The following is a 5,781-nucleotide window of genomic DNA, read 5'->3' as shown; positions in this document are numbered from 1 at the left end:
GTCATCGGGGTGGGCACCGCCTGGCTGGTCACCATGTGCCGCTTTCCCGGCAGCCGTACGCTGGAGTGGGCGCTGCTGCTGCCGATGGCGGTGCCGGCCTATGTCATGGCGTACGTCTACACCGATCTGCTCCAGTTCGTCGGCCCGGTGCAGACCGCGCTGCGCGAGCTGTTCCACTGGTCGCGGCGGGATTACTGGTTTCCGGACATCCGTACGCTCGAAGGCGCCGCGTTGATGATGACGCTGGTGCTCTACCCGTACGTCTATCTGCTGTCGCGCGCCGCCTTCCTGGAGCAGTCCGTCTGCGTGCTGGAGGTCAGCCGTACGCTCGGCCGCGGACCGTGGCGCAGCTTCTTCACGGTGGCGCTGCCGCTGGCCCGCCCCAGCATCGTCGCCGGTCTGGCGCTGGTGCTGATGGAGGTGCTGGCGGATTTCGGCACCGTGCAGTATTTCGCCGTGAACACCTTCGTCACCGGCATCTACCGGACGTGGTTCGCCATGGGGCAGCCGGTGGCGGCGGCGCAACTGGCCGCCGTGCTGATGATGTTCGTGCTGGTGCTGGTGCTGATGGAGCGCTGGTCGCGCCGGCAGGCCCGCTACCACCACACCACCACCCGTTACCGCCGCCTGCCCAAGCATGAGCTGAAGGGCTGGCGCGCGGCGGCCGCCATGACGGCCTGCGGGCTGCCGCTTCTGCTCGGCTTCCTGCTGCCCGCCGGTCTGCTGGTGCGCATGGCGGTCACCGCGGGGGACCAGGCCTTCGGGCCGGTGTTCCTGACGCTGGCCCGCAACAGTTTCACGCTGGCGGCGCTGGCCGCGGTTCTGGCGGTGTCGCTGGCGCTGGTGCTGGCCTACGGGCAGCGGCTGCGCCCGACGCCGCTGCTCAAGGGCGCGGTGCGCGTCGCCGCCATGGGCTACGCCATTCCCGGATCGGTGATCGCGGTCGGCGTGCTGATTCCCTTCGCCCATCTCGACAACGCCGTTGACGCCTTCATGCGCCAGACCTTCGGGGTGTCCACCGGCCTGCTGCTGAGCGGCACCATCGCGGCGGTTCTGTTCGCCTATCTGGTGCGCTTCCTGGCGGTGTCCTTCAACACGATCGAGGCCAGCCTGGGCAAGATCCGCCCGACGATGGACTTCGCCTCGCGCGTGCTCGGCCACACGGCGGGGCGGACGCTGATCCGGGTGCACGCGCCGATCATGTGGGGCAGCCTGCTGACCGCCGGCCTGCTGGTCTTCGTGGACGTGATGAAGGAACTGCCGGCGACGATGATTGTCCGGCCCTTCAACTTCGACACGTTGGCCGTGCGAGTCTACACGCTGGCCTCCGACGAGCGGCTGACCGAGGCCGCCACCGGGGCGCTGGCCATCGTCGCGGTGGGCATCGTGCCGGTGATCCTGCTCAGCCTGTCCATCAGCCGCTCCCGCCCCGGCCAGACGGACGAATGACGCTGTTGCCCACGCCGCAACAGTGTTGAGCAGCGCTGGGGCTTTATCCGGCGCCCCGGAAAGAATACCTCTCTCTCAGCGATGTTGCCTGAGGAGAGCGTCCGATGACCGCCGAAACCGTCCGTCCCGTCCTGACCGCCGTCGAAGGCATGGAGGCGTCCGACGGGGCCGGCGTGCGCATGACCCGCATGGTCGGCACGCCGCGCCTGCGCATGCTCGACCCCTTCCTGATGCTGGACTATTTCGGGTCCGACACGCCGCAGGACTATCTGGCCGGCTTCCCCGACCACCCGCACCGCGGTTTCGAGACGGTCACCTACATGCTGGCCGGCCGCATGCGCCACTGGGACAACCACGGCCATGAGGGCGTGATCGAGACCGGCGGCGTGCAGTGGATGACCGCCGGGCGCGGCGTGATCCATTCCGAGATGCCGGAGCAGACCGAAGGGTTGATGAAGGGCTTCCAGCTCTGGATCAACCTGCAGGCGCGGCTGAAGATGTCGGAGCCCGCCTATCAGGAGTTCGCCGCCGACCGCATCCCGGTCGAGACGCGCGAGGGCGGGACCACGGTGACGGTGATCGCCGGCACCACCGGCAACGGCACCGCCGGCCCGGTGCGCAGCGGCTCGACCGAGGCCCGCTACTTCGACGTCACCCTGCCGGCCGGTGCGGCCTTCTCCGAGCCGGTGCCCGCCGGCCACACGGCGGCGCTGGTGGTTTTCGAGGGATCGGTGGTGGCGCCCGGCAGCTCGGTCCGGCTGGGCGGCCCGCGGGTGCTGGTGCTGGGCGAGGGCGACCGGGCGGAGATCACCGCCGGCCCCTCCGGCGCGCGCTTCCTGCTGCTCTCCGGCCGTCCGATCGGCGAGCCGGTGGCCTGGGGCGGCCCTTTCGTCATGAACAGCCGCGAGGAGGTGATGCAGGCCTACCGCGACTATGAAGAGGGCAAGTTCTAAAGCCACAAAAACGAAAAGGGCGCGTCTCCACCGCTGGGACGCGCCCCTTCGCTACGCCGGACGGTGGCTTACTTCCAGCCGGCGCGATCCATGATCTTCAGAGCCTCGGCGTTGTTCTTGCCGTAGACGGCGGCGTTCAGAGGGTCTTCCTTGAACTTGCCCCAGGTCACCAGGACCGGCGCGGTCTCGGCCCCGGCGACGATCGGGTACTCGTAGTTCTTTTCCGTGAACATCCTCTGGGCCTCGGGGCTGACCAGATACTCCAGGAACTGGACGGCCTGCTCCTTGTTCGGCGCGTTCTTCATGACGCCGGCCCCGGAGACGTTCACATGGGTGCCGCGACCGTCCTGGTTGGGGAAGATCACGCCCAGCTTCTCCGCGATGGCCTTGTCCTCCGGCTTGGCGGAGGAGGCGATGCGGGCGAAGTAGTAAGTGTTGGTCACCGCCACGTCGCCTTCGTTGGCGGCCACGCCCTTGATCTGGTCGGTGTCGCCGCCCTGCGGCTTGCGCGCCATGTTGGCGACGACGCCCTTGGCCCACTCCTCCGTCGCCTTCTCGCCGTGGGCGGCGAGCAGCGAGCCGACGAGCGACTGGTTGTAGACGCTGGTCGAGGAGCGGACGAGAACGCGGTCCTTCCACTTCGGATCGGCCAGCTCCTCGTAGGTCTTGATCTCGCCCGGCTTCACCGAGGCCTTGTTGTAGACCAGGATGCGGGCGCGCTTGGAGATGCCGAACCAGTGGCCTTCCGGCTCGCGCAGGTGGGCCGGGATGGCCTCCTCCATGACCTTGGAGCGGGTCGGCTGGAGCAGGCCGGCCTCCTGGGCGCGCCACAGGCGGCCGGCGTCGACGGTGATGAACACGTCGGCGGGGCTGTTGCCGCCTTCGGTCTTCATCCGCTCGATCAGCTCCTCTTCCTTGCCCTCGATGACGTTGATCTTGATGCCGGTCTTCTTGGTGAAGGCGTCGTAGAGGTCCTTGTCCACATCGTAATGGCGCGCGGAATAGATGTTCACCTCGGCGGCGCTGGCGAGACCCGTCATGGTCAGCAGCGTGGCGGCGAAGGTGGCGGCAAACACGCCGCGCGATCCGATGTGCATCCTCAGTGACTCCCGAATTCTTGTCGGTTCACGCCCGCAATTGCGAAGCGTTCTCATGCACCGACTTGACCATTCGGGGGCCGGGGTGTCAAGCGTGAACGATAACCATTCTCAATATTCAAAAAGGATGCGGAGCGGAACGATCATCGCGGACTAAGACGCCAACCAAAGGTGTAAAGGCTTGTTCGTCCTTGGGGTATGCCTATAATCCGTTTGCGGTAACAGCCGTCGTGCGGGATCGCGAGCGGCCGAACGGGACGACAGATGGGGAGCGTCAGGATGCGTTGGACAGGTCTCTTCGCTTTTGGTGCGGCGCTGCTGTCCGCGCTGGCCGTCACACCGGCCTCCGCCGTCGATTTCTCCAAATCCGCCGCCGAGTACGGCCCGGAAGGCGCCTGGACCAGCCGCTGCGAGATCGACCGGATGACCGACACCAAGGTCTGCCGGCTGATGAACTACCGGCTGTTTGACGACGGCAAGGAGGTCGGCTTCGTGGCGCTGAGCGTCATCCCGACCGGCAACGACTACCACCTGTTCCTGACGACGAGCCAGGGCATGATCGACAACTGCGCCATCCGCGTCGACCGCCAGCCGCGGATCGAGACGCAGATCGCCACGCTCAACATGTGCATGTTCCCGAACTTCGTGTCGGGCCGCGTGGTCGACCAGTTCCGCAACGGCTCCACGGTGCTGGTCCGCGTGAACTTCCTGCGCGCCGGCAAGCGCGACATCGATTTCCCGCTGAACGGCTTCTCGCGCAATTTCGAAGAGATGCAGCGCAGCCTGCAGTGACCGGACGAACCGGACGGCATCAACAAAAACGGCGCGGAGTGATCCGCGCCGTTATCGTTTGTACTGTTGTCGTTTCCGGTCCGGGGACCGGCCTCAGCGCCAGCCGCTGCGGCCCCGGCGGTCGTCCTCGTCGAACAGCTCGGCCAGCTTGTTCATCATGGTGCCGCCCAGCTGCTCGGCGTCCACGATGGTGACGGCGCGGCGGTAGTAGCGGGTCACGTCGTGCCCGATGCCGATGGCCACCAGCTCCACCGGCGAGCGGGTCTCGATGTACTCGATCACCTGCCGCAGGTGCCGCTCCAGATAGTTGCCGGCGTTGACCGACAGGGTCGAATCGTCCACCGGGGCGCCGTCGGAGATCACCATCAGGATGCGCCGCTGTTCGGGCCGGCCGATCAGGCGGTTGTGCGCCCACATCAGCGCCTCGCCGTCGATGTTCTCCTTCAGGATGCCTTCGCGCAGCATCAGGCCGAGATTCTTGCGGGCGCGGCGCCAGGGCTGGTCGGCGTCCTTGTAGATGATGTGGCGCAGGTCGTTCAGGCGGCCCGGGTTGGCGGGCTTGCCCGAGGCGATCCAGTTCTCGCGCGCCTGTCCGCCCTTCCAGGCGCGGGTGGTGAAGCCCAGCACCTCCACCTTCACCGCGCAACGCTCCAGCGTGCGGGCCAGGATGTCGGCGCTCATCGCGGCGATGGAGATCGGCCGCCCGCGCATCGAGCCGGAGTTGTCGATCAGCAGCGACACCACCGTGTCGCGGAAGTCCATCTCCTTCTCCTTCTTGAAGGAGAGGGGAAGGACGGGGTTCACGACAATCCGGGCGAGACGGGCGGCGTCGAGGATGCCGTCGTCCAGATCGAACTCCCAGGACCGCTGCTGCTTGGCCAGCAGGCGGCGCTGCAGGCGGTTGGCCAGCTTGGAGATCACCCCCTGGAGATGGACGAGCTGCTGGTCCAGCATGTGGCGCAGCCGGGCCAGCTCCTCCGGGTCGCACAGCTCGGCGGCGTCGACCACCTCGTCGAACTGGGTGGTGAAGGGCTTGTAGGCGTTGGGGTCGGGCTCGTTGCGGCGGCTGGCCTCCGGGCGCCAGGGCTGGCCGGGGCCGGCGGGCTCCTCCGCCCCTTCGCCCTGGCCCATCTCGGTGTCGCCCTCCTCGCCGGTGCCCTCGTCGGCCTGCTCGCCCTGGTCGGACTCCTGCGTCTCCTGGGAGGTCATCGACTCGGCCTGGCTCTGGGTGTCGTCCTCACCCTGGGTCTGGCCCTTGTTCGGCTCGTTCTCGTTCTCGCCGGAGTCGCGCTCGTCCTCCTCCGGCTCCTGCGGCTCGTCGGGGTCGTTGCCGACCTCCATGTCCAGCTCGGTCAGCAGCTTGCGCACGGCGCGGGCGTAGGCGTCCTGATCGGCCATGTGGCCGGCGAGCCCGTGCAGGTCCTTGCCCAGCCGCTCCTCGATCCAGCCGCGCCACAGGCTGACCGCGTGTTCGGCGGCGGGGGGCGGGG

5 protein-coding genes are annotated in these 5,781 nt (G+C 67.7%); 3 read left to right on the top strand and 2 right to left on the bottom strand.

Annotation, left to right across the window (positions count from 1 at the left end):
* A partial coding sequence (locus GBZ26_RS26240) for an ABC transporter permease (RefSeq protein ID WP_174441356.1) occupies window positions 1-1,449 on the top strand: 1,449 nt, incomplete at its 5' end.
* Between the two features lie 104 nt (window positions 1,450-1,553).
* Window positions 1,554-2,402, top strand: coding sequence for a pirin family protein (locus GBZ26_RS26235; RefSeq protein ID WP_174441355.1), 849 nt, complete (start codon window positions 1,554-1,556; stop codon window positions 2,400-2,402).
* A gap of 68 nt (window positions 2,403-2,470) precedes the next feature.
* On the opposite strand, the gene GBZ26_RS26230 is transcribed toward GBZ26_RS26235, so the two are convergent.
* Window positions 2,471-3,499 carry a Fe(3+) ABC transporter substrate-binding protein gene (locus tag GBZ26_RS26230; RefSeq protein ID WP_174441354.1) on the bottom strand — a complete coding sequence of 343 codons (1,029 nt, stop codon included), beginning with the start codon at window positions 3,497-3,499 and terminating at the stop codon, window positions 2,471-2,473.
* Between the two features lie 279 nt (window positions 3,500-3,778).
* Here GBZ26_RS26230 and GBZ26_RS26225 point away from each other — a divergent pair, with 279 nt between their 5' ends.
* Window positions 3,779-4,291, top strand: coding sequence for an invasion associated locus B family protein (locus tag GBZ26_RS26225; RefSeq protein ID WP_014239253.1), 513 nt, complete (start codon window positions 3,779-3,781; stop codon window positions 4,289-4,291).
* A 93-nt stretch (window positions 4,292-4,384) separates the two neighbouring features.
* On the opposite strand, the gene GBZ26_RS26220 is transcribed toward GBZ26_RS26225, so the two are convergent.
* On the bottom strand, window positions 4,385-5,781 hold a 1,397-nt coding region (locus GBZ26_RS26220), incomplete at its 5' end, for a cobaltochelatase CobT-related protein (RefSeq protein ID WP_174441353.1).

The organism is Azospirillum formosense (assembly GCF_013340925.1).
In the GTDB taxonomy this organism is placed as follows: domain Bacteria; phylum Pseudomonadota; class Alphaproteobacteria; order Azospirillales; family Azospirillaceae; genus Azospirillum; species Azospirillum formosense.
Note: the sequence above shows the minus strand (reverse complement) of the source record. Positions and strands in the feature narration are given on the sequence as shown.

Bases quoted from the DNA above. Each gene is read 5' to 3' on its own strand.
- GBZ26_RS26235 (WP_174441355.1), top strand. From the start codon at position 1,554: ATGACCGCCGAAACCGTCCGTCCCGTCCTGACCGCCGTCGAAGGCATG.
- GBZ26_RS26230 (WP_174441354.1), bottom strand. From the start codon at position 3,499: ATGCACATCGGATCGCGCGGCGTGTTTGCCGCCACCTTCGCCGCCACG.
- GBZ26_RS26225 (WP_014239253.1), top strand. From the start codon at position 3,779: ATGCGTTGGACAGGTCTCTTCGCTTTTGGTGCGGCGCTGCTGTCCGCG.